16 protein-coding genes are annotated in these 18,730 nt (G+C 54.7%); 8 read left to right on the top strand and 8 right to left on the bottom strand.

All coding sequences use genetic code 11. The features are described 5' to 3' along the window. Positions 1-2 precede the first annotated feature (2 nt). Positions 3-443, bottom strand: a complete 441-nt coding sequence (sdhC, locus tag EUU25_RS04745; protein ID WP_158898762.1) for a succinate dehydrogenase, cytochrome b556 subunit — start codon at positions 441-443, stop codon at positions 3-5. 195 nt (positions 444-638) lie between these two features. Here sdhC and EUU25_RS04750 point away from each other — a divergent pair, with 195 nt between their 5' ends. The 7 genes from EUU25_RS04750 to EUU25_RS04780 all read left to right on the top strand — a co-directional run bounded on the left by EUU25_RS04750 (position 639) and on the right by EUU25_RS04780 (position 6,583). Beyond that, positions 639-1,976 carry a methyl-accepting chemotaxis protein gene (locus EUU25_RS04750; protein WP_246162908.1) on the top strand — a complete coding sequence of 446 codons (1,338 nt, stop codon included), beginning with the start codon at positions 639-641 and terminating at the stop codon, positions 1,974-1,976. 68 nt (positions 1,977-2,044) lie between these two features. After that, positions 2,045-2,737 (top strand): SDR family NAD(P)-dependent oxidoreductase, encoded by a 693-nt coding sequence (locus EUU25_RS04755; protein WP_158898764.1) that lies wholly within the window; start codon positions 2,045-2,047, stop codon positions 2,735-2,737. Positions 2,738-2,798: 61 nt separating this feature from the next. Beyond that, positions 2,799-3,629 carry a subclass B3 metallo-beta-lactamase gene (gene bla, locus EUU25_RS04760; RefSeq protein ID WP_246162910.1) on the top strand — a complete coding sequence of 277 codons (831 nt, stop codon included), beginning with the start codon at positions 2,799-2,801 and terminating at the stop codon, positions 3,627-3,629. Further along, positions 3,626-4,600, top strand: coding sequence for a 50S ribosomal protein L11 methyltransferase (locus EUU25_RS04765; RefSeq protein ID WP_158898768.1), 975 nt, complete (start codon positions 3,626-3,628; stop codon positions 4,598-4,600). The genes bla and EUU25_RS04765 overlap by 4 nt, the downstream gene beginning before the upstream one ends. Before the next feature lie 82 nt (positions 4,601-4,682). Further along, positions 4,683-5,234, top strand: a complete 552-nt coding sequence (locus tag EUU25_RS04770) for a sigma-70 family RNA polymerase sigma factor (protein ID WP_187351313.1) — start codon at positions 4,683-4,685, stop codon at positions 5,232-5,234. Beyond that, entirely contained in the window at positions 5,231-5,917 is a 687-nt protein-coding gene (locus EUU25_RS04775; protein WP_158898770.1) for an anti-sigma factor, read from the top strand. Before EUU25_RS04770 ends, EUU25_RS04775 begins: the two co-directional genes overlap by 4 nt. A 96-nt stretch (positions 5,918-6,013) precedes the next feature. Then, complete coding sequence (locus EUU25_RS04780) at positions 6,014-6,583, top strand: fasciclin domain-containing protein (RefSeq protein ID WP_158898772.1); 570 nt, start codon at positions 6,014-6,016, stop codon at positions 6,581-6,583. 41 nt (positions 6,584-6,624) lie between these two features. On the opposite strand, the gene phhA is transcribed toward EUU25_RS04780, so the two are convergent. Next, the gene (gene phhA, locus EUU25_RS04785) at positions 6,625-7,494 is read right to left on the bottom strand and encodes a phenylalanine 4-monooxygenase (protein ID WP_158898774.1); all 870 of its coding nucleotides are present in this window, start codon (positions 7,492-7,494) and stop codon (positions 6,625-6,627) included. A gap of 16 nt (positions 7,495-7,510) precedes the next feature. Between phhA and EUU25_RS04790 the strand changes: the two genes are divergently transcribed. Next, positions 7,511-8,191 carry a DUF2459 domain-containing protein gene (locus EUU25_RS04790; protein ID WP_158898776.1) on the top strand — a complete coding sequence of 227 codons (681 nt, stop codon included), beginning with the start codon at positions 7,511-7,513 and terminating at the stop codon, positions 8,189-8,191. Between the two features lie 10 nt (positions 8,192-8,201). Here the strand turns inward: EUU25_RS04790 and EUU25_RS04795 are convergent, their stop codons facing one another. The 6 genes from EUU25_RS04795 to pnp form a co-directional block, all read right to left on the bottom strand. Then, positions 8,202-9,092, bottom strand: coding sequence for a Crp/Fnr family transcriptional regulator (locus EUU25_RS04795; protein ID WP_158898778.1), 891 nt, complete (start codon positions 9,090-9,092; stop codon positions 8,202-8,204). 6 nt (positions 9,093-9,098) lie between these two features. Further along, on the bottom strand, positions 9,099-11,114 hold the full coding sequence (gene ligA / locus EUU25_RS04800; protein ID WP_158903133.1) for an NAD-dependent DNA ligase LigA: 2,016 nt from the start codon (positions 11,112-11,114) through the stop codon (positions 9,099-9,101). 35 nt (positions 11,115-11,149) lie between these two features. After that, positions 11,150-12,805, bottom strand: a complete 1,656-nt coding sequence (gene recN / locus EUU25_RS04805) for a DNA repair protein RecN (protein WP_158898780.1) — start codon at positions 12,803-12,805, stop codon at positions 11,150-11,152. Positions 12,806-12,809: 4 nt separating this feature from the next. Continuing rightward, positions 12,810-13,604, bottom strand: coding sequence for an outer membrane protein assembly factor BamD (locus EUU25_RS04810; RefSeq protein WP_158898782.1), 795 nt, complete (start codon positions 13,602-13,604; stop codon positions 12,810-12,812). Between the two features lie 97 nt (positions 13,605-13,701). After that, on the bottom strand, positions 13,702-15,918 hold the full coding sequence (locus EUU25_RS04815) for a M28 family peptidase (protein WP_158898784.1): 2,217 nt from the start codon (positions 15,916-15,918) through the stop codon (positions 13,702-13,704). Positions 15,919-16,248: 330 nt separating this feature from the next. Next, positions 16,249-18,573 carry a polyribonucleotide nucleotidyltransferase gene (pnp, locus tag EUU25_RS04820; RefSeq protein ID WP_158898786.1) on the bottom strand — a complete coding sequence of 775 codons (2,325 nt, stop codon included), beginning with the start codon at positions 18,571-18,573 and terminating at the stop codon, positions 16,249-16,251. Positions 18,574-18,730 lie beyond the last annotated feature (157 nt).

The following is an 18,730-nucleotide window of genomic DNA, read 5'->3' on the forward strand; positions in this document are numbered from 1 at the left end:
CTTCAAACTCCGATAACGCGTGATGCCACGACCAGCGCAACCAATGCAGTTGCAAAAATGGCCGCTACGAATGCAGCAAGCGCCCATGTCCGGTTCGTCTTGAGCTCATATCCAGCCCCCATATCGAGCACCAGGTGGCGCAAGCCCGAGAACAGATGCTGGAAAAAGCTGAAAATCACAGCCAGAGCGAGTAGCCGGAAGAACCAGTTGATCGCGAGTTCGACGCTTGTTGCGCTGTCGCCAGCGCCAACGACATATTTCTGGAAGACTGCATAGCTTTCCGCACCGCCGCCAATCGCCGACAGCCACCACAGCAGAGTCAGCATACCCGCCGTTGCAAGTACGAAACCGGTGGCACGGTGGAAAATGGAAATCGCCATCTGCGGCGACCAGCGATAAACTTGCAGATGCGGCGACAATGGCCGGGTCGTTTTCTGCCCCATGATTTGCAGTCCTTCAAAAACTAATTCGCGAATGCGTGTCGCTCTTTACCGCTTTAGCGCTGGTGCGCAAGGCCTCAGGCAAGTCAATTCTGCATAGAAATCGACAACTATCCATAACGCGGCGTTAACCATTTTACGGTTAGACAGAATGCAACGCCAAGCAATGGTGGCGCGAAAAGCTTATGGAGCGATTGAATGACCCCGCATAATCATGTTCAGGCATTGGATATTGAAGCGATTATCGCTCCCTATGATGTGGACAGGCAGCTTGCCGAGAACTGCAAAAGGGTCTCGGCTTTCTTCACGGATGCCTATGAGGACCTTAGTGAAGATTACTGGTCTTTCTGGAAAAACTCGCCTGTTTTCGGCCCGAGCCTTAACGGCGAAACCTACACGAAATCGCGCGATCTGCTCGCCGCATATATGGAAATGCGCTTCACCCGATTTGAAGAACGCAAGTGGTTGAGTATCAGCCGGGCACTGATCGTCGACTCATTCGAACGGGGTATCCCCCTCGATGCGGTCCTTGCCGCCACAGGCACCGCAAACAGCCGGACGATAGCAAAGCTTCTGGCCCGCCCTGCCCTGACGATTGATGACATCCGCATTTTGGTCGACACGATGTTGAAACTGAACGCGATCGAATTGACGACATTTTCCGTGATTTATCGTGAGCATGAACAGAAGCGCTTTCTGGAATCAAAAGCTGCAAGCTCCGCAAGTTTCGAAGCTGATATTGGCAATGCAACCTCGGCGATTTCGGAACAGACGAATATGTTAAAGCACCAGGCAGCGAGCAGCTCGCAAATGGCGCATGGCATGTTGGCCAAAACATCGGAAGTCGCCGCAGCATCGGAGCAATCTGCCGTTGCCATGCGTGAAGCAGCCCAGACGGCCGCAGGCCTCATCCGCGCCATTGAAGACGCACGTACCGAGGTGGAAACTGCTTCCGACGTAGCGACGCGGGCTGCCGCGCAGGCATCGCAAAGCGTTATTGCAACCGACACCTTGTCGGAACAATCGCAATCTATCGACTCGATTCTGGCATTGATCCGCGAAATTGCAGGTCAAACCAATTTGCTTGCCTTGAACGCTACCATCGAAGCGGCCCGCGCGGGCGATGCCGGTCGCGGCTTTGCTGTGGTTGCGCAGGAAGTCAAAAGCCTCGCCAACCAGACAGCGCAGGCCACCGACGAAATTGCCCAGAAAATCTCGGCGATCCAGAATGCGACCAAAGCTTCTGTCGAATCCAACGCAGCCATCCGTTCGATCGTGGGCGAAGTGCAGCATTCCGCCGAGCGTATCCGGCATGCGATGGAAGATCAGGCGCAGACCGTGACCATGATTACGGCCTCTGTCGATGAAACCGCCCTCGCCGCCGATTTGATGTCGAACACCATATCCGCCATCCGTTCTGATACCGAAAATGTGGTGTCCGAAATCACGGCGCTCGAGCAAGGCTTTAACGAAGTGAATTCCAAGCTGTCGTCGCTGCGCCACAATGCCAGCAAATTTGCCGGCAGCCTCGGATAATCCCAAAGTCGCGGCGATTTACAATAACGGACATTGAATTTTCTGACCCGTTGTGAAAAGCAGCGGGGATGAAAACCAAAATATTAGTGACCGGTGCATCACGGGGAATCGGCGCGGCTATTGTCAGCGCCTTTGACCCGGATTTGTGTGACGTTATCGGCCTTTCCAGCCGGGATGGTGATCTGGCCAATCCTGACATGCCTTCCCGTCTGTGGGACGATGCGGTGCAGCGGCTTGATGGCCATATCGATGTACTTATCAACAATGCCGGCATCTTTGATGCAAATCCGCTCGATTCATCCGAGGCGGATTGGCTCGAAAGTTGGAACCGGACGATGCAGATCAACCTGACGGCGAGCGCAGCGCTCTGCCGTTCGGCGGTGTTGCACTGGAAAGAAAATCGGCGCCCCGGGCGGATTGTCAATGTGGCGAGCCGTGCGGCCTATCGGGGGGATAGCCCGGCGCATTGGCATTATGCGGCGTCCAAGGCGGGCATGGTGGCCATGACCAAGACGATAGCGCGTGGCTATGCATCGGAAGGGATATTGGCTTTTGCGATATGCCCAGGCTTCACCATGACGGGTATGGCGGATGATTATCTGGCCATTCGTGGTGGTGACAAGTTGTTAGCGGACATACCTTTGGGCAAGGTTGCTGACCCCGAGGAAGTGGCGGCGATCGCCAAATTCTGCGCCACGGACGCCCCTGCGTCCATGACCGGGGCTGTTGTTGATGTGAATGGCGCTAGTTATGTTCGTTAAACGAATCGCGTTTTGCGCACTAATCCTGGCGGGATGCACGCCGGCAACGGAATCTTTACCAATGAAGGCTGCTGCCCAACATGATGGCGGCGTACTAGCACAAAAGTGCGAAGGCCGGGATGGCTGGAGCGATCCTGCTCCACCTGCACATATTTATGGCAATGTATTCATGGTGGGAACATGTGGAATCACTGTTCTTCTGATCACGTCAAAACAGGGCCACATCCTCATAGACGGCGCTACCCAAGATGCCGCAGCGTCCATTGCAGAAAATATCCGCAATCTTGGTTTCAAACTGTCAGACGTAAAGTATCTTCTAAGCAGCCATGAACATTTGGATCATGTCGGCGGGCTAGCTGAATTAAAGCGCTTAACGGGCGCGCAGATGATCGCACGCCCCCAAGCCGTCGCCAGCTTAGAAACTGGCCGGTCCGATCACACGGATCCACAGAAAGATGTCTTGCCGCCGTTTATAGGGATCAGAGTTGATCGAACTATAATGGACGGCGAATTGGTCAAACTTGGCCGCATCCATGTAAAAGCACTTGCAACACCAGGCCACTCACCTGGAGGCACAAGCTGGACATGGAAATCTTGTGAAGAAGGTAAGTGTTTCCAATTTGTATATGCAGACAGTCTGAGTGCCGTCTCGGCGCAAATGTATAAGTTCACAAAAAATCCTGAATATGTAGCGACTTTGCGCAATACCATTCAAAAAATCGGATCGTTTACCCCTTGCGATATTCTTGTCACTCCACACCCATCGCAAAGCCAGTTTTTTCAGCGCCTTTCCGGAAAGGAAACTCTAGTCAATCCAAACGGATGCAGAAATTATGCAATCGCTGCTGCCAATAGGCTTAATACTCGCCTTACCGAAGAGGTGTCGCGATGAGCTGGAAAGTAACGCTACCTTGTACCCGACAAGAAGCAGAAGCTCTGCATGATGAGGACGACTGGTTGGAGTCTCTAGATCCAATCCCATCTGTCGTTGCTGATGAGGTAGAAGCGTTCAATGACGCCAAATGGCGGATTGAGGCATATTTCCCGGATAAACCGAGCAAAGCCGCTGTCGATTTGATTCAAAGCCGCTTGCCAAGTGCTGCCAAAGCAGAGCCGGTCATAGCAAAGTTGCCAGATGAAGACTGGGTGGTGTTGAGCCAGCAAGGCTTAACCCCTGTCTGTGCAGGGCGTTTCTACGTACATACAAGTTCCAATAGAGGCGAAGTTCCAGACGGCGCAGTCCCGCTCCATATCGAAGCTAGTCGTGCCTTCGGTACGGGGGGTCACGAAACGACCAGTGGTTGTCTCGAAATGCTCGACAAGCTTAAGAGGCAAGGCAAGAGGTTCGAATTTATCGCCGATATCGGTACCGGCACTGGGCTCTTGGCGTTTGCGTCGTGCCATTTATGGCCCCGCGCCTATCTCACGGCATCGGACATTGATCCCGTTAGCGTGGATGTTACGAGGGATAATGCTCTATTGAACGGCTACCCTCTGGGCATGGGACAGGGCCACATAGCGCTGTGCGCTGCTTCCGGTACTGATCACCCGATTATTCAACAACGGGCTCCTTATGATTTGATAATTGCTAACATATTGGCAGGTCCACTTATCGAATTAGCTCCTTCGCTGGTACAAATCACTCGCGACGGCGGTGCGTTGATTTTGGCTGGCTTGCTAAACACCCAAGCGGCAGCGGTCATAAGCGCATACCGCAAGCTTGGTTTTCGTTTGCAGATGCGATCAGATACGGGTGATTGGCCCTGTCTAATGCTGATAAAGCGCACTCGCTACCGTTGGGAACGCCCTTCGCGCGCTGACGGCCGCACAACCCAACCGCCTGGAGATTTTGGCACGTGGTGATGCAAGGACCAATTGCATCAATTGTTTGCTTGGGTCATATCGTACCCCGATGGCATTAGATTCTGGTATTGTAGACTTTGAAATGGCGCGCAGGGCCTCGCTTACGGAAGCACTATTGCGCACAGGAAAAGGTGACCGATCTGCTTTCGAGGCAGTTTACAAGGCTACTTCCGCGAAACTATTTGGTGTCTGCATGCGTATCTTCAATGACAGAAACGAAGCGGAAGAAGCATTGCAGGACGCCTATATCACTATTTGGAACAGGGCTGCCAGCTTCGAGGCTGGTCGAGCGAGTCCCATCAGCTGGCTGGTCACCGTCACGCGTAATCGCGCGATTGATCGCCTGCGGTCGAAAGGAAAAGCTGGCCTTGCTTCGATTGACGAGGCATCGGACGTAGCAGACCCCTCGCCACTCGCCGAGGCGCAGTTGTTGGCGTTTGGTGAAGATAAGCTGCTACATGGTTGTATCAACGGCCTTGACCAACGCGATGCACATTTCATCAAGAGCGCTTTTATGGGTGGCGCTACATATGCAGATCTCGCGGCTCGTGAAGGAGAGCCGCTCGGCACAGTCAAAAGCCGCATACGTCGTGCACTTATGAAGTTACGCACCTGTATGGAGGGCGCGTCGTGACACAAATTAACGAAGACGATATTGCTCTGGCGGCGGAGTATGTTCTTGGACTACTTGACGTCGCGACCGAAGTTACCGTGGAAGCTCGCATCACGGTTGATGCTGTTTTTGCGAAGGAGGTCGAGGCTTGGCGTACGCGCCTACAGCCTTTGCTAGTAAGCGATGTCGAACCTTCTCCTCATTTGTGGGCCGCGATAGAAACGTCCCTTCCACCCACTTCGAGCCAAGACCTCGGCTCTGAAAAATTGACATTTTGGCGGACCTTAACTGGTATATCAGTCAGCGCGGCCGCCATATTGGGCATATTGTTGTTGCAAAAGCCTGTCACCGAACCTGAAGTTTCGAAACCCACACCCTTGATAGCAGCATTATCAAGCGACAATGGCGCAGCTTCATTGACCGCAAGTTACGATTCTAGCACCGGTCGTATGGTCATTTTGCCTGTGTCTCTCGATACGGGTAAGTTATACCCCGAGCTTTGGATAATTCCCGCCGACGGTCAGGCGCGTTCGTTAGGCATAGTTGCACAAGCAACTCCCACCACCGTGATCATCCCCTCTGACATGCGACAATATCTAGCATCGGGTGGTACTTTGGCGATTACACCCGAACCCGAAGGAGGAGCGCCTGAAGGAAAGGCAACGGGGCCTGTTATTGCTAGCGGAAAAATCGCAAAGCTTTAATTTTTTTCACCACAATGCATCCGTATACGAAACGTCATCGTTCCTGAAATCAGCACGCCATCCCCCGGACGTGCGCAGAACAGGAAAGTTGACATCATGAACATCACAAAGAAACTGCTTTTTACAATTACCCTCGCCTCGACGACCCTCGCTGGCACGGCGGCATTTTCTAACCATCATAAGATGGCAAACCCCACAGTTGGTGGAGCCGCCATGTACCCTGCAAAAACGATTGCTGAAAACGCATCAGCAGCCCCCAATTTGACTACTCTGGTCGCTGCGGTAAAGGCTGCTGGCTTGGTCGAGACACTTGCCAGCCCGGGACCATTCACTGTTTTTGCACCAACCAACGCAGCCTTTGAAAAGCTGCCCGAAGGCACCGTAGCGACCTTAGTTAAGCCCGAAAACAAAGCGACGCTAACCAAGATTCTGACTTATCATGTAGTCGCCGGCAAGCTGACGGCACGCGACATTATCTCAGCAATCAAGGCCGGTGGCGGCAAAGCTTCGTTGACCACAGTTGCAGGCGAAAAGCTTACCGCGCGCATGTCAGGCAACAGCGTCGTGATTACCGATGCGAAAGGTGGCCAATCTGCGGTAACAACTGTGGACGTGATGCAGTCGAATGGCGTGGTCCACGTCATTGACTCTGTTTTACTGCCCTAACAGGCAGTGAATGCGGGGGCCGGTTGCTTTTCCCCTCCCTTTTAGCGACCGGCCCTTTGAGCATGGTTATGAGTGCCTCGAGTCATTACCCGATCTGTCGGCAGTATGTCCGCAATGGCAATATCCGGCAAATTCTCCAATTTTGCGTACAAAGGCGCAAAGTCGGTTTCTACCGTTACCTGTAAAAGTTCATCCAACCCGGGAATTACGAAATAGTTCTGTTGGAAATCGTCGATACGGTACTCCGTCCGCATGACACGAAGCAGATCAAAGCCGATCCGGTTCGGACTCGGATCATCCAACGCAAAAATGCTTTCCGCATAGCTTGAGACAATTCCCGCTCCGTAGATTCGAAGACCGTCGGATTGTTCGATCAATCCGAACTCCACCGTGTACCAATAGAGCCGCGCCAAATGATCGAGAGCGCCAAACCCCAATGATCTTAATCCACCTTTCCCATAGGCAACCATATAGTCGGCAAAGATCGGATCAGCCAGCATCGGTACATGGCCAAAAACATCATGAAATACATCGGGTTCTTGCAGATAATCGAGTTGCTCTGGTGTTCTAATAAAGTTGCCAGCAGGGAAACGACGGTTGGCCAGATGATCAAAGAACACATCGTCGGGTACAAGCCCAGGTACAGCAACAACTTCCCAGCCAGTGGCGTTATTTAAGCGCGCATTCAATTCGCGATAGTCCGGAATTCCGGGCTTCGAAAGCTTCAGCACATCCAACCCCCGCAAAAAGGCGTCGGCTGCGCGGCCGGGGAGCATTTCAGATTGTCTTGCGAACAGCCTGTCCCACATCTGGTGATCATTCTCACCAAACTTCTCCCAGTTTTGAGGAATCGTCCAGTCGGCATTTGCGCCTTCGGGCGGTGTATCATACACATGCAGAAAATCGGCCATGAGGAAGTGGTTACACTTGAAACTGTTTCGCATCAACAGCGTGTGGACCGTAATGCGGGCGTTTGTTGCGTGGCCCTTTCTGATAGTCGGTTTCTACATGGCTTGCGCGTTTATCGGCAGTCATATTCCTGCGAACAACGGCTGGATTCCCGCGCGAGAAGGTGTCGACATATTTGTAGAATCGAACGGGGTCCATGTAGGTTTGATTGTGCCAATTAATGAGGCGACGGAAAATCTTAGCGACCTGATCAGACCGGATCAATTGAGCGATAGCGGTCTCTTTGGAACTCATGTGATGATTGGCTGGGGTCACGGCCGTGTGTATCGCAATGCCGAGACGTGGGCTGACGTCAAAAGCGGAGACATTGCTAGCGCGGTAATGGGTTCGGACGATAGCATATTGCATATTAAACATGTGATCAATCCGGTACCCCAAGATAACCGTAAACGAATTCGCGTTTCGCAAAAGCAATATCGGTTGATCGCAAAGCAAATACGAGCGGCATTCCGGCTCGACCCTGATGGTAGGAGTACCGCCCTTCCGGCTTATGGTCCCGACAATCTTTTCTACGACAGTATGGGGCGCTATTCTGCTTTTAACACCTGCAATACATGGACCGGAAGGGTGTTGAGAAATGCCGGAGTACGTATCGGTATCTGGACGCCTATGCCCGGGGGTGTGATGCGCTGGTTCTGATTCTATCGTGTCAGCTTTTCATCCAATGTCGCAAGGCAGTCGGGTCTTCGATAATCAAATGCCCATAATGGCGCGTGACTAGACCCAGGGCCTCAAGTTCCGAAAGTGCAGACGCGATTGTCATGCGGGACACGCCTATCAGCTCTGCCAATTCCTGTTGTTTGATGCCTAGTTTTACAGGTGGCTCCCGATCCGCAACAAAAGCAAGCAAACGCTGCGCTAACCTTTTGGGTGCAGGCATGTTTCGGAAAACAAGCAAGTTATCCAGCGCCTCCTGGAGTTGCTTAGCCAGTATTTTCAGCATTTCGCGCGATATCACGGCAGATCCTGCTATAGCCTCCGACATAATCTTGTCGCTCACCCAAGTTAGCTCGACTTTGCCAAGTGCTTCTGCGTCCAGCACTCGGGCGAACTGACCAAGACACGCCAGTTCGCCAAAACTATCGCCGGGTCCAAGGATGAAGAGGACGTGCATGGTGCCATGCGCATCCTGATGGCCAAGTTTTACCTGCCCCTTATCGATGACCCAAAAGCCATCAGCTTCGTCGCCGCGATGCTGTAGAAACTGCCCATTTGAAAAATGGCGGCGTACCGCTTTCTGCCTCAACTCGGCCTGAAGTGCGGACGGAAAACTCGCAAATAAAGCCGGCGCCCCTATCGAACGACCTATATTTTCGTCTTGATCCGATGATTGTAAAATTGTTGACATTATCACAGTCCTAACCGTCATATAACTGACATCGAAGCAAGCCCTTTTGGAGTCGCGGGATAAGATAGCAGGCACAAGGCCAATATCGATCCAAATTGAGGGGGATAAAGCTTTGAACCGCGCGGCACGAGGGGGATCGCTGCGGTTCTGGTGGCGCGTCGGCTGCTCCTTTTCTGGTCGACGCGCCGCCAAGCTTCCCTAATTTCCCGCAACAATCGCTGCCCACTCCGCTTCGTCAATAACCTTGATCCCTAAAGCTGTAGCTTGCTTTAACTTCGAACCAGCACCGGGACCTGCTACGACAAGATCTGTCTTTGCACTTACAGAGCCTGCTGCTTTTGCTCCCAATGCCTCGGCCTGCGCTTTTGCTTCATCGCGGCTCATTGTCTCCAGCTTCCCAGTGAACACTATCGTTTTTCCTGTCCACTCACTTTCCCGGATGTTCGACACATAGGCGGGCGGTTCAACTTCCCGCATCAAATCATCCCAAACTTCACGGTTATGCGGTTCGTGAAAAAAATCACCCAATGCCTCAGCGACTGTGGGACCGATCCCGTCAATACTCGTAAGCTCGGCTACGGCAGATGCGTCGCCGTCGGCAACACGTTTGCCGACCTCAGCAATCGCATCAAGAGACCCCAAATTGCGCACCAGATCCTTTGAAGTCCCCGCCCCAACGTGTCGGATTCCCAATCCAAACAGCAACTTCATGGCATCCGGCGTGCGTTTTGCGTGTATGGCTGCCAACAGGTTATCCACAGACTTATCCTGCCACCCGTCACGCGCCAAAATCTCTTTTCGGCGCGTGTGAAGGCGAAAAATATCCGCGGGGCTTTCCAGCCAGCCAGCTGCAAAGAACTCCTGCACTGATTTTTCGCCCAGTCCTTCGATATCAAGCGCTGCACGGCTGACGAAATGGATGAGCCGCTGTACGCGTTGCGCGGGGCAGATCAAACCGCCGGTGCAGCGAACATCCACCTCGCCCTCTTCCGCCACCGCTTCAGATCCACATTCGGGGCAGTGGTTGGGAAAATCAAAGGCGGGCCGCTCAATATCGCGTGTCAGATTGTCCACAATTTGCGGAATAACGTCCCCTGCCCGCTGAACTATGACCCGGTCGCCGGGTCTTACGCCCAAACGGGCAATTTCGTCACGGTTGTGCAAGGTAACATTGGAGACGACCACACCTCCAACCGTTACGGGTTTCAAACGGCCGACGGGCGTTAGCTTCCCGGTGCGACCAACCTGAATATCGACCGATTCCAAGGTTGTTTCGGCTTGCTCGGCAGGGAATTTATGCGCGATTGCCCACCGCGGTGCCTTAGCCACAAAGCCAAGCCGTTCCTGCCAATCCAACCGATCTACTTTATACACCACGCCATCAATGTCATAGGGCAGCTCAGCCCGCTGGCGCTGGATGTCCGCATAATGCGCCAGTGCACCGGTCGCGCTATCGATTTGAACCAATAAGGGCGACACCGGAACGCCCCATGCGGCAATCGCATTCATGACGCCCAGTTGACTGACTGCGGGTAACGCACTTACTTCGCCCCAGCCATGTGCCAAAAAGCGTAATGGTCGAGATGCTGTGATGCCCGCATCTTTCTGGCGTAATGACCCGGCGGCCGCGTTGCGCGGATTTGCGAAAATTTTTCCGCCTTTTGCTTCTTGCTCGGCATTAAGCGCCGCAAAGTCTGTCTTGGCCATATAGACCTCGCCGCGGATTTCGAACAGTGCAGGCGGGTTGCCTGAAAGTTGCTGCGGTATATCGGATATGGTCGCCACATTCGCAGTGACATCTTCGCCAACGGTACCGTCACCCCGGGTTGCTGCCTGTTTGAGAACGCCATTTTCATAGCGCAGTGATAGGGACAATCCGTCGATTTTATCTTCGGCTGTTAACTCCACTGACGCTTCGGAAGGTAAATTCAGGAACCGGCGGACCCGTCCTACAAAGTCCTCGACGTCCTCCGCGCTGAAGGCATTATCGAGGCTCATCATGCGTTTGGCGTGGGTGATTTTCTTGAGGCCGGAGCCATCTACGGCGGCGCCTACATGGCGGTTCGGGCTGTCAGAGCGGGCGAGATGCGGGAATGCCGTTTCAAGTTCGGTGTTGCGGCGCACCAAGGCGTCATATTCCGCGTCGGAAATCTCCGGCGCGTCTTCGGCATGGTAGCGTTTGTTGTGATAGGCGATCTGCTTGGCAAGCCGCATCAGTTCATTGGCGGCATCCGCTTCATTCGGAACTGTCACACACCCTCCAGTAACCGTTCGGCTTGTGCCCGTGCCTCATCAGTCACTTCGGCGCCCGAGAGCATCCGCGCGATCTCCTGCCGCCTTGCTTCGGCATCGAGCAGGACGACACCCGTCCGCGTAACGGTCCCTTGGCTGGACTTGGCAATGAAGTAATGCGCCTGCCCCTTGGCCGCGACCTGCGGGCTATGTGTAACCGCCAGCAATTGCGTATGGCGGGCGAGCCGGGCAAGCCGCTCACCGATGGCCGCGGCAACCGCGCCACCAACGCCGCGGTCAATTTCATCGAAAATGATCGTGGCCGCCCCACCCTCTTCGGCCAAGGCAACCTTCAAAGCCAGAATGAAGCGCGACAATTCGCCGCCGGATGCGATTTTCGCCAACGGCGCAAATGGCGCGCCCGGGTTTGTGGAGATAAGAAACTCCACCCGGTCCATACCGGTACTGCTCCAACGATCCTCAGGCAGACGCTCAACGGCGGTCTGGAACTGCGCAGCATCCAGTTTTAACGGGGCAAGCTCGGCCTTGACCGCGGCGTCCAGCTTTGCGGCGGCTTGCGCGCGCGCTGCGCTCATCGCTTCAGCGGCGTCGACAAAAGCGCTATGCTTGGCCCTGACCTCCGCTTCGAGCTTGGCGAGCCCTTCGCCACCTGCCTGAATCGAATCCAGCCGCGCGGTCAGATTTTCCTGCAACGACACAATCGCATCGGGCGCAACATTATGTTTACGCGCCAATGCCCGCAACTCGAACAGGCGCTCTTCAATTTCATCGAGGCGCGCAGGCTCAAACTCGATCGCCCGCGCAGCAGCGTTCAATTTGTCTTCCGCCTCGCTCGCCTCAATAACCGCGCGATCAAGCGCGGTAAGCGCCTCGGCCAGTAAGGGATGTGCATCCGCCAACCGGTCCAGTTTGCGGGCAGCCGAGCGGATCAAGGCCAAACCGCTTTTTGGACCGTCGAAGCTTTCCAGGACGGCCTTCAAATCCTCGGCGATACGCTCGCCCTTTTGCATATCGGAGCGTTCACCGGCCAATTGCTCTTCTTCGCCGGGTTGCGGATTGAATTTTGCCAATTCGGCAACAGCATGTTCCAGCCATTCCCGGTCACGCGCCGCATTTTCAAGCGCCTCGCGCGCGACATCAAGCCGCGACTTGGCCTCTTGCCAGGCGGTATAGTGACTCGCGACCAAGGCGGTATCGCACCGTCCGAAGCTATCCAGCAAAAGCCGGTGCCCGCGCGGATTAAGCATGCCACGATCATCATGCTGCCCGTGAATTTCCACCAGAGCCGCGCCCACATCACGTAGTAGCGCAGCAGAACAGGGCTGATCGTTGATAAAGGCCTTGCTGCCACCATCGGCCTTGACCGAACGCCGGATCAGCAACGGCTCTTTTTTATCGATTTCGATATCATTTTCCGCCAGCAGACTAACGACATTTTCGGGTGCATCAAAACTCGCCGTCACTTGCGCCCGTTCGGCGCCGTTGCGGACAAGGCCGCTATCGGCCCGCGCGCCGAGCGCCAGCCCTAATGCATCCAGTAATATAGATTTACCCGCACCGGTCTCACCGGTCAGGACGCCCAATCCACCTGCAAATTCAAGGTCTAGCGCCTCGATCAGCACCACATCGCGGATCGAAAGCCCCGTTAGCATGGCATTAGGCCGAAGGCGCGTGCTTCTGCATCAGTTCATATGCGCGTTTATACCACTCACTGCCGGGATAATTGGCCCCAAGGACAGCGGCGGATTTCTTCGCTTCTTCGGGCACACCCATCGCAAGATAGGATTCAGTCAGGCGATATAGGGCCTCTGGCGTGTGCGTCGTCGTATCAAATTTGTCGACAACTTCACGGAAGCGCAGCGAAGACGCCAGCCACAGCGCGCGGCGCTGGTAAAAGCGACCGATTTCCATTTCCTTGCCAGCAAGGTGATCGCGCACCAGGTCCATTTTCAACGTCGCATCGGCTGCGTAACGCGAATTCGGATAACGACGCTGCACCTCACCCAAAGCTGCCAAAGCCTGCTCTGAAATCTTCTGGTCACGGGTAACGTCGCTGATCTGCTCATAATAGTTGAGCGCAATCAGGTAATAAGCGTAGGCCGCATCCTTGTTCCCGGGATGGATCGACAAAAAGCGACGCGATGACTGGATCGATTCGTTGTACTTCTGCGCCATATAATAGCTAAAAGCACTCATCAACTGCGCACGCCGCGCCCATGGCGAATAGGGATGCTGGCGCTCGACTTCATCGAACAATGCCGCCGCGACCACATATTGCTGGTTATCCAGCTTCTCCTTGGCTGCCGCGTACAGCGTGTTTACATCGCGCGCTACATAACGGGTGTTGCTTCCCGGCTTCGCATCGCCGCCGCCAAGACCAAGCGCGGCGCAACCGGATAGCAGAGAAGAGGCGGCAAGCACTGCCACGGGCACAAGCAATTTTTTGTTCATGGATGTTCCCTAGATAATCTTGGCCCCGTCGCCAAGTGCTTTGCTGATATTGTCCCCAGATGCCTGCTTCTGCCTGTATCGCAGATGAATTTGCACCCTATCGGCTGGCTACATTGGTTCCATAGGCAATGTTAAGAGACCCGCTGACCACTTTCGCACCATTGAGTCGGGTCCAATCCGTGTCCGGACCGCCCGCTGGCGGCGCGCCTTGCGGCATACCGGCCATCGCATAGACAAAGTCAATATCCAGCGCGCCCGCGCTTTCTTTGTCAAACCGCATTTGCAATATGGCGTCCGGCGTTTCCGACCTCCATCCTAACCGGATATCTGTCCCCGGTACCACGCGGACCGGTTTGCCGTTCACATCGACATTGATCAAAGGTATCTTGGATTTTACGATGAAATTCATCAATCGCGGCGCATCATTGCTCACCATTGTCAGGACGATTTTATCACCTTGCTCGCGCAAACGGACGACAGGCAACTCTACGTCCGATGCGGGAGCAGGAACCGCTTTCCACCGAAGACTGTCAAATCCTTTCGGGGAAATCTTCGTCGCGGGACCATCGGGAAGCTCATGCGAAGTCGAGCTGGTCGCCCAATAGCTGTTCCCGCTATTGCCATCCTTATAATAGAACAGATCGCCCGGACGCGGGTTGCGCTCGGAGAAACTGGGATTGAGAGCGAACCACACGGCACCGAGCGATGCGAGGGCCACCAATCCGCCACCGACACGCCTCGAATTCTGCAGCTGCCCATAAGCCATGATGACAGGACCAATGAGCGTTATCGCAAAGGGTATAATCAGCGCGACCGGCGCCGGGGTCATTGGCGCGACCGAAACATAGGTTACGATCACACCGGTGAGCAATAATGCCCCCCACAAACCGCCGGTCAGAGCACTAATGTAAATCACCGGCGAAGACTGCCAGCCTGAGCGGGACGCCAGATAGACCAATATGGCGCCAATCAAGCCGCCCCAGTCGAACAGCCAGCTGGCACCGGGCATCCAGATTTGAGCCGCGAGCGCACAGCATAGCATGAGGACGACGGAACCAACCCACAAAGCCTCCTTCGGCCGTGCGAGCAGGACGACACCCGAGACAAATGTGACATACATCCAAAGCGCCGGGCCCATTTCGTTTATACGCTCACGCAAGGGTATCATACCCGTGCCGTAGGCCCATGCCGAAACAAAATGGATGATGACACCTGTGCCGACCATAAGGCCCAATACGCCGAGCGCTCCACCTACCACTTGCGGCCAACGCACACCCATCCGCTGCAATCGGGCGGTGAACAAAAACGCAAAGCCTACTGCGACGAGTACCCATCCAAACCACATGGGATAGCGAACAATGAACAAACCGAAGAAGTCAAAATAGGCAGCTTCGATACCCTGCTTCGGAAGCGTTTCGGCATAGGCAAGTGCCTTGGTCGTTGTCAGCGCGAAATTTCCCAAATGCCTCAGCGCGTGTGGATCGAGATTTTCGATCGTATCGGTCGGCATATGATAGTCTTTTAACCGATCGATAAAGGCCGCATTGATTCCTGTAATGCCCTTAGCAAGCGGTACAGACAGGTCCGTATCATTCGGCAGGTGCTGATACACATTGTTGGCCAGACTATTGCCGGTTGGGTGGACAGCATTAGCCGCCCATAATTCAATAAGCTCGGCATTTCCGGGCGAAGTCTGGAACATGATTGCGCGTCCGCGCGATCCGCGTGCTTCGACGTTGACAACGGCTTCAATACGCTTTGCCAAAGGATGGCGATCAAAAAATTCCTGTGCGCCGATCAAGCCCAGTTCTTCGGAATCTGTTGCGATAAAAATTACGTCGCGCGCGGGCTTCGGCCCTTTGGCAAGAATACGGGCCGTTTCGAGCAGGGACGCGATACCCGCACCATCATCGGCGGCACCATCCGAACCAAAGACACTGTCGTAGTGCGCCATCAATGCGACAGCCTTTTTATTCCGGTCACGTCCCGGCAATGTCGCTATTATATTGTTAAACGGCGCCACGCTGATTGCGCCTTTGCGGCGTGCGTCAAAATTGGCTTGCCGGACACCGATCCCCGATTGTGTATCAACTTGTAATCCCAGGTCCGAAAAGCGCTTTAATAGCCACAGCTGCGCTTTTGCATGCCCTACGGATCCAACCGATCTCGGTTCGGACGCGATGGCGTGCAAGGTCACTTGCGCCTCTTTCAAGTTAAAGCCGGTCGCGCCATCTCCAAATGGGGCAACACGGGTAATCAGCGCAATCGCAATGGCTAATGCGACCACGACAGGCAACAATATATAATCACGCATTCAGAAAGGGTCTCCCCAACCCTATACGACCCGAATTATGTTTATCTTTATGGCTATAGAGAAAATTAACCATAAAACAAATAGTCAGGTGTTTCCTGATGTAAGATGTTGTCACATTATGAAACATTTCAATTGATTGGGTTCAATATAGCGCGGGGTAAATTACCCCATCCGGGCGGAAGTAGGCGCGACTTCTACATCAGTTCCAATATTCGTTGCCGATAGCATTAGCTTTTTTAATAGTGAGCAATCGTGCATGTCGTTCATTTGGCCCACATGAAAAAAGGGGCCGCCGCAGCGACCCCTTTCCTCTCCAGTGCCTTTACAGGCTTAGTCTTTCAGGAAGGCCGGTACATGGTCGGGATCGCCCCCGCCATTGTTGCCGCCTTCATTGCCACCTTCGGAGCGTTCACGGCGCGGGCCACGGTCGCCACGGCCTTCGCCCCGGCCGCCATCCCGGCGTGGACCGCGATCGCCACGGCCTTCGCCACGGCCGCCATCACGACGGGGACCACGATCGCTACGCTCGCTCTTTTCGCGGGGCGGACGTGTGTCTTCCAGTTCTTCGCCGGTTTCCTGGTCGACGACGCGCATCGACAGGCGAACCTTGCCGCGTGGGTCGATTTCGAGAACCTTGACCTTGACGTCCATGCCTTCGCTAACAACGTCGGTCACCTTCTCAACGCGTTCGTTGCGCATTTCGCTGACGTGGACGAGACCGTCCTTGCCGCCCATGAAATTCACAAACGCCCCGAAATCGACGAGGTTTACAACCTTGCCGTCATAGATTTTGCCGACTTCAGCTTCTTCAACGATACCGCTGATCCACTTGCGAGCCGCTTCAATCTGGCTGAGGTCGCTCGAAGATATCTTGATCAGACCTTCATCATCAATGTCCACCTTGGCGCCGGTTGTTGCCACGATTTCGCGGATAACCTTACCACCGGTGCCGATGATGTCGCGGATCTTCGCCTTGTCGATTTGCATCGTTTCAATGCGCGGAGCATGCGCCGACAGTTCGCCACGGACTTCGCCCAGTGCCTTGGCCATTTCGCCCAGGATATGCGCGCGGCCTTCCTTGGCTTGGGTCAATGCGGCTTCGAAGATTTCACGGGTAATCCCGGCAATCTTGATGTCCATCTGCATCGTGGTGATACCTTCGGAGGTACCGGCAACCTTGAAATCCATGTCGCCCAGATGATCTTCATCACCCAGAATGTCGGAGAGGATCGCAAAATCCTTACCTTCGAGGATCAGGCCCATGGCAATGCCGCTGACCGGACGCTTGATCGGCACGCCGGCGTCCATCATGGCGAGGCTTCCGCCGCATACCGATGCCATCGACGACGAACCGTTGGATTCGGTAATGTCGCTGGTCAGACGAATGGTATAGGGAAACTCGTCCTTGCTCGGCAGAACAGGGTGCAGAGCGCGCCATGCAAGCTTGCCATGGCCGACTTCACGACGGCCCGGCGCGCCGAAGCGGCCGACTTCACCAACCGAATAGGGCGGGAAGTTATAGTGCAGCATGAAATGCTCATAATGCAGGCCACCAAGGCCATCGATCATCTGCTCTGCGTCCTTGGTGCCCAAGGTGCAGGTTGCGATGGTCTGGGTTTCGCCACGGGTAAACAGGGCGGAACCATGTGTGCGCGGCAAGAAGTGCGTTTCGCCGAGAATCGGACGAATCTGCGTGGTGGTGCGTCCGTCGATGCGGGTGCCGTCCTTCAGGATGGCGCCGCGAACGATTTCGGCTTCCAGCTTCTTCATCAGTTTGCCAGCAGCCATCTGGTCCTGCGGGGTTGCATCGGCGAAAGCTTCCTTCGCTTTTGCACGTGCTTCGTTCAGGGCATTGCTGCGCGCCGACTTGTCGGTCAGCTTGTAGGCTGCGGCAATATCCTTACCGATCAGTTTCTTCAGCTTGTCTTTTGCAGCCGAAAGATCGGCCTGCTCTGCCATTGCCCAAGGTTCCTTGGCGGCTTGCTCGGCAAGCTTCACGATGGCTTTGACAACTTCCTTACATGCGTCATGCGCAAACAGGACGGCGCCAAGCATGATTTCTTCCGAAAGCTCATTCGCTTCGGATTCAACCATCATCACGGCATCATAAGTTGCCGCAACCACCAGATCGAGATCGCCTTCGGCAACCTGTTCGTCGGTGGGGTTCAGGATATATTCGCCATTCACATAACCAACGCGTGCCGCGCCGATCGGGCCCATGAAGGGAACGCCCGAAATGGTCAGAGCAGCCGACGTTGCAACCATGGCAAGAATGTCGGGCTCGTTGTGGCCATCATAGCTCAGAACCTGCGCAATGGCGTTGATTTCGTTGTAGAAGCCTTCGGGGAAAAGCGGACGGACCGGACGGTCGATCAGACGCGAAACCAGCGTTTCCTTTTCCGTGGCGCCACGTTCGCGCTTGAAGAAGCCACCGGGGATACGGCCGGCTGCGGAATATTTTTCCTGATAGTGAACGGTCAACGGGAAGAAATCCTGACCTTCTTTCACCGACTTTGCAGCGGTAACCGCGCAAAGAACAACAGTTTCGCCCAGCGACGCCATGACAGCACCGTCGGCTTGACGGGCAACCTTGCCCGTTTCGAGTGTCAGGGTTTGTCCGCCCCACTCGATTGATACAGTTTTCGTATTAAACATAGATTTTCCTTTGACTCAGCACCGCCCTATTGCGGTGTGAGGCCTCTTGATTGCGGAAATACCGATCCGCTGCGGGTGGGGCTAAAAAGCGCCCCTATGGCAAACCAGCCTCATTGCCGGATCGCCCCATAAGCAAAAAGCGGCCCGTTTGGGGGCC

Origin of the sequence: Sphingorhabdus lacus (assembly GCF_009768975.1) — a bacterium.
GTDB classification, from domain to species: domain Bacteria; phylum Pseudomonadota; class Alphaproteobacteria; order Sphingomonadales; family Sphingomonadaceae; genus Sphingorhabdus_B; species Sphingorhabdus_B lacus.

Coding starts and splice junctions, on each gene's coding strand:
- EUU25_RS04750 (WP_246162908.1), top strand. CDS start 639: ATGACCCCGCATAATCATGTTCAGGCATTGGATATTGAAGCGATTATC.
- EUU25_RS04815 (WP_158898784.1), bottom strand. CDS start 15,918: ATGCGTGATTATATATTGTTGCCTGTCGTGGTCGCATTAGCCATTGCG.
- pnp (WP_158898786.1), bottom strand. CDS start 18,573: ATGTTTAATACGAAAACTGTATCAATCGAGTGGGGCGGACAAACCCTG.
- bla (WP_246162910.1), top strand. CDS start 2,799: ATGAAGGCTGCTGCCCAACATGATGGCGGCGTACTAGCACAAAAGTGC.
- EUU25_RS04810 (WP_158898782.1), bottom strand. CDS start 13,604: ATGAACAAAAAATTGCTTGTGCCCGTGGCAGTGCTTGCCGCCTCTTCT.
- EUU25_RS04780 (WP_158898772.1), top strand. CDS start 6,014: ATGAACATCACAAAGAAACTGCTTTTTACAATTACCCTCGCCTCGACG.
- EUU25_RS04765 (WP_158898768.1), top strand. CDS start 3,626: ATGAGCTGGAAAGTAACGCTACCTTGTACCCGACAAGAAGCAGAAGCT.
- EUU25_RS04770 (WP_187351313.1), top strand. CDS start 4,683: ATGGCGCGCAGGGCCTCGCTTACGGAAGCACTATTGCGCACAGGAAAA.
- phhA (WP_158898774.1), bottom strand. CDS start 7,494: ATGGCCGATTTTCTGCATGTGTATGATACACCGCCCGAAGGCGCAAAT.
- recN (WP_158898780.1), bottom strand. CDS start 12,805: ATGCTAACGGGGCTTTCGATCCGCGATGTGGTGCTGATCGAGGCGCTA.
- sdhC (WP_158898762.1), bottom strand. CDS start 443: ATGGGGCAGAAAACGACCCGGCCATTGTCGCCGCATCTGCAAGTTTAT.
- EUU25_RS04755 (WP_158898764.1), top strand. CDS start 2,045: ATGAAAACCAAAATATTAGTGACCGGTGCATCACGGGGAATCGGCGCG.
- ligA (WP_158903133.1), bottom strand. CDS start 11,114: ATGCGGCTTGCCAAGCAGATCGCCTATCACAACAAACGCTACCATGCC.